Consider the following 4,549-nt stretch of genomic DNA (forward strand, 5'->3'; position numbering starts at 1 on the left):
CACGAAGTCGACGCGCACAAGCCTTTAACAACAAGCATTCGTTATTAAAGGTTCGCATGCGCTCGGTTTTCCGAGACTCGGGTTTTGGAGCTTCTCTGCGAAAGCGTTTTCAGTCCAGCTTTAGGAAGTACCGGGTGGATTTGAGTTCCCCCTCCCGGACAAGCGCGCCTTTAGCGACCATGTCGGCAAGATCCCTGGTCGCCGTCGCAGTCGGGGCTTCTGTGATCGTCATATAATTCTTGGCGCTGAGACCGCCTTTGAAGCCGTCAATGCCTTCCGCGAACATGCGCAGCAAAGCTTTCTCCTGCCGTGCGTTCAGCTGTCCTTCGAGGCGGTCGAAGACGCGGGTTTTGGCCAGCATGAATTCGACCTGCCTTAAGCTTCGGTCCTGCGCTTCGAGTGCGATATCGGCAAACCAGTTCAGCCAACGGTCCGCGTTCAGGGTTGAACTCGCCAGCTCCAGTTCGCGGTAGTAGTCCTTACGGTGGCGCAGCAGGGCGCCGGCAAGGGACGTAAAGACAGGCCTCTGCCGCCCTTGTGCCAGCGCCTTTTCCGAGATGGCACGTCCGATCCGGCCATTTCCGTCTTCATACGGATGGATGCACTCGAACCATAGATGCGCAAGTCCGGCGCGCTCGATTGGAAGCACCGGCGCCTCGCCCGTCGGCACGGTCTGGTTAAACCAGGAGATGAACGCCGCCATTTGGCTGGGAACAGCGTAGGAAGGGGGCGCCTCAAAGTGAACCTTTGGCGCATAGGAAGCGCCCGATATGATCTGCATCGGTTCTTCATGCTCTCTGTAGCCGCCGAGTCTTTTCAGATCGGTGCGGCCGGTCAGCATTTTGCTGTGCCAGCGATGAAGCATTTCGTCCGACAGCGGCTCACCTGTTGTCTGCAGGAGATCGACCATCATTTCCGCAATGCCGCTCTCGGCCGGGCGCGCGGATGTCCGGGCCGCCTTCAGCCCGAGTGCGCGTTGGATAGAGGATTGGACACTCGCTCGGTCCAGCGTTTCCCCCTCGATCTGAGAGGTATCGATCGCTTCCAGGCTCATGACCGAAATACTGAGCTCGATCCTGTCTTCATCGGAAATATGACGGGACGTGCCGATCAGCAGGCCGGCCTGCTCGAGAAAACGGGCCTCGCGCGCAGCGAGTTTCTGCCGGTCCCGCACGAAGTGAGGCCAGCCGTGAAGCTCCCAATTCCAGACCATGATCGAAAGAGCTCCAAAGTTTCGATCAAATTATGCGGTAAAAGTGATTAATAAAAGGGTACTTTATCGATCATGGCGCACCAAGATGCTTGCTGGTTTACCGCATGAACCGCAGGAATATCGGATAGATGAGTGAGATACAAACTGGATACCTGGTGGGATAGAAATCGCCCATCAGAAAAGTTTAGTGCGTTGATATAATGAAGATTAATCTCACGCTTCGAAGCGCTTCACTCGCGCCATTCCTTCCGGAATGAATACCTCTCATACCTTGTAAATGCTGAACTCCTGGCGCTCTTGGGGCGCTCTTGGGGCGCTCTTGGGGCGCTCTTGCGTGTGCGACCGGCCCATTCACCAACGCACGCGCCTTGGCGGCGTTCCCTGCGCGGGCTGGTTCGGGGGTAACGCGGGCGCCCATACGTGTTGATGAGGTTTGGCCCGGACGGCCCGATTCCCGGTCTCTGCGCGGCGCCTTGCGGGTGATTGCCCCGGGCTGGCCAGGCGCTTCGAAAGTCAGGCGGGTGACGCAGCGTCACCCTGAGGCGCGCAAAGCCGCCCTCCAGGGATGGCAGAGTCCGTAGACGGAGTATCGTCAAAGTGGTTGCGGCCTTCGATCTCCAAGCTGCCGCGCAGCTCTCTAAAAAGGTCAGTGGGCGGATGAAAATTGGGCTGTGGAGGCCGGTATCCCGGGCCGGGTCCGGATGGCCGGAGCGCGCAAAAGATGCGTTTTAAGGCGGTTTCTGGGCCTTTCGGGAATTTGTGGCCAGTCAGGCCGTGCCCCTTGCGCAATGTTCAAAGCAAAGATATGCGATCGCTCTCTGCTCAGAATCATCTGCAATACTTAAACCAAGCAGTCGAAACACCCCGTTTTTAGCCTGTTTCCCGCATTCACTGTCTTAGAAAGGATAATGATATGGCCGTTAAGTCCAAAGTTGTGAAGAAGGCCCCGGTGGCGAAAGCTCCGGCGAAGAAGGCCCCCGCAAAGAAAGCCGGCGCACCTGCCAAGAAAGCCGGCGCACCTGCCAAGAAAGCCGTCGTGGCGAAAAAGGCGGTTCCGGACGTGCTCACCCTGAAGCACATCGCTGCGGAAATCTCCGAAGCGCATGAAATGCCGAAGAAGCAGGCTGAAACGATCGTCAGCGACTTCATCGACCGCATGGGCGGCCACCTGAAAAAGGGCAAGAAGCTGCGCATTTCCGGCCTCGGCATCCTGCAGGTCCGCGCCCGTCCGGCCCGCAAGGGCCGTAACCCGGCCACCGGCGAAGCCATTAAGATCAAGGCTTCGAAGAAAGTTGCTTTCCGTCCGTCCAAGGACCTCAAAGACCGCGTCCTCTAGGCCTCGGTCCAGTTCCAATACCAGACGCCCGGCCAGCAATCTGCTCGGCCGGGCGTTTTCATTCTGGCGTCTCAGACCACCGCGCCGGTCAGCTTGCCGATCAGCGTGGTGATGGCCATTGCAAGGGCGCCCCAAAAGGTGACGCGCAGGATCGCGGTGCCGAGTTTAGCGCCGCCGGTGCGCGCGCCGGCCGCGCCCAGCAATGCCAGGAATACCAGCGCCGATATCGAGACCGCAGGTAAAAGCGAGGTCAGCGGCAAGGTGGCGGCGACCGAGAGTGGAAGCGCCGCGCCGACGGCGAAAGTTGCAGCAGACGTGAAGGCAGCCTGCACAGGCCTTGCGGTGAGCGCTTCGGAAATGCCGAGTTCGTCGCGCAAATGTGCCCTCAGCGGATCCTTCTCCATCAGCTGTTTTGCGACCTGCAGCGCCAGCACGGGATCGAGGCCGCGTTCGAGGTAGATGCCGGTCAGCTCCTCGAGTTCGGCGTCCGGGTCTTCGTGCAGCTCGCGCTTCTCGCGCTCAGTATCGGCCTTTTCCGTATCGGCCTGCGAACTTACGGACACGTATTCGCCCGCGGCCATCGACATTGCGCCGCCCACCAGCGCGGCAATGCCGGCTGTCAGCACTGCGCCGCGCGAGGCTTCGGCGGCGGCAACACCGAGGATCAGGCTGGCCGTAGAAACAATGCCGTCATTGGCGCCGAGCACGGCGGCGCGCAGCCAGCCGATGCGGTCCACGGCGTGGCGTTCGGGATGCTGGTGAAGGCGGCTCATGCGGACGTGTCCTGTGCTGAGAAGGGATCGGTGATCTTCGCGGTCACGGTCGTGAGGGTCATAGTGCTCGCGGTGGACACTGTCCAATGATGCTGGAGCCGGGAGGGTCCAGAGGCCGGCGGCTGCGGCGCCGCCAAGAACCAGGGCGACCAGCAGCGCGGGCAGTCCCGCCTGCCGTGCGTCGATGGCGCGCTAGCCTTCGGTGCGCGACTTGCGGCCGGTGATCATGGCGGGGATCAGCGCATCCTCTGCCAGCCAGCTTTCCGCCACCACGCCCGGAAGGTTTAGCGCGACGAGGTCTTGCAGCACGCGGAACGCGAGTTCGTGCACCTCCGACATTTCGAAACCGATGGTGTCGGCGAAAGGACCCGTCAGGCTCTCGCCGCTGCTGAACAGGCCGGCGAGGATGCAGACCGAGACGGTTGTCAGCAGGAGGAGCAGGCTCCAGTGGAAGAGGCGCGTCGGGATATCCCATACGCGAATCTGGCGGTGGGCGGGGGTAATCTTTGCAGTCGTCGTCATGGCGGTCTCTGGTCCAGGGAAGTGCGGGAAAGGGGACAGGCTGCAACCCCGTATTCGCGGGTTGCGCCGATGATCCAATCGGTACTGCGCCTGACAGTTCGCTGATGAATGCAGCGGCGCTTGATGTTGGTGGGGAGATCGCGTTTCATTCGCAGAAACCAACACTTTTTAGACCCTGCCGAACGAAAATTGCGAACCTTGTTGTGGCGGCGGTCGTGCTTGCCGGCTGTGCGAGCGCGCCGAAATTCCCGGCATCGGGGACCGCCATCGCCGGTGCGACGATCTACGCCTCGCCGGCAGCGCCCGCGCTGATGGACGGAACGATCCTGCTCAGCGGCGGAGAGATCGTGGACGTTGCATCGGCGGCGGCGCGACTTGAGGAGCAAGCGGACGCCGGGACGCGCGCGGTGAAATTGTTTAACGGCGCGATCGTTGGCAAGCCGGTAGGCGTATTGCCGATGGATGCTGGAGATGTCCGTAGGCTGACAGATACTGCGCGCCGCCGGGACCTGCCTGTGTTTGTGCATCCAGCAGATGCGGTGGGTTTGAACGTGACCTTGGAGAACGGCGTGGGCATACTTGCCTATGCCGCGCCGTTTGCCGGGGCGCAGGATAGCACAAAGGCGTCGGCTCTCGTAGCACGCGGCTTAGCCCTGGCGCCGGCGCTGCATGAGGCAGGTGGAGACATCCTGTTCGGAACCGATG

At 61.1% G+C, this 4,549-nt stretch carries 4 protein-coding genes and 1 pseudogene; 2 read left to right on the plus strand and 3 right to left on the minus strand.

Translation table 11 applies throughout. The annotated features are described in order from the left end of the window. Positions 1 to 109: 109 nt before the first annotated feature. On the minus strand, positions 110 to 1,213 hold the full coding sequence (locus tag WEA77_RS06065; protein ID WP_368066976.1) for a Fic family protein: 1,104 nt from the start codon (positions 1,211 to 1,213) through the stop codon (positions 110 to 112). Positions 1,214 to 2,162: 949 nt separating this feature from the next. Between WEA77_RS06065 and WEA77_RS06070 the strand changes: the two genes are divergently transcribed. Next, positions 2,163 to 2,549, plus strand: coding sequence for an HU family DNA-binding protein (locus WEA77_RS06070; RefSeq protein WP_368066979.1), 387 nt, complete (start codon positions 2,163 to 2,165; stop codon positions 2,547 to 2,549). 71 nt (positions 2,550 to 2,620) lie between these two features. On the opposite strand, the gene WEA77_RS06075 is transcribed toward WEA77_RS06070, so the two are convergent. Together WEA77_RS06075 and WEA77_RS06080 are read right to left on the minus strand one after the other, a co-directional pair. Next, complete coding sequence (locus tag WEA77_RS06075; protein ID WP_368066977.1) at positions 2,621 to 3,322, minus strand: VIT family protein; 702 nt, start codon at positions 3,320 to 3,322, stop codon at positions 2,621 to 2,623. 192 nt (positions 3,323 to 3,514) lie between these two features. Then, positions 3,515 to 3,844, minus strand: a complete 330-nt coding sequence (locus WEA77_RS06080) for a hypothetical protein (RefSeq protein ID WP_368066978.1) — start codon at positions 3,842 to 3,844, stop codon at positions 3,515 to 3,517. 104 nt (positions 3,845 to 3,948) lie between these two features. On the opposite strand from WEA77_RS06080, the pseudogene WEA77_RS06085 reads away from it, so the two are divergent. Next, positions 3,949 to 4,549, plus strand: a pseudogene (locus WEA77_RS06085) (hypothetical protein); the annotation flags it as partial.

The organism is Hyphomonas sp., assembly GCF_040882205.1.
GTDB lineage: Bacteria > Pseudomonadota > Alphaproteobacteria > Caulobacterales > Hyphomonadaceae > Hyphomonas.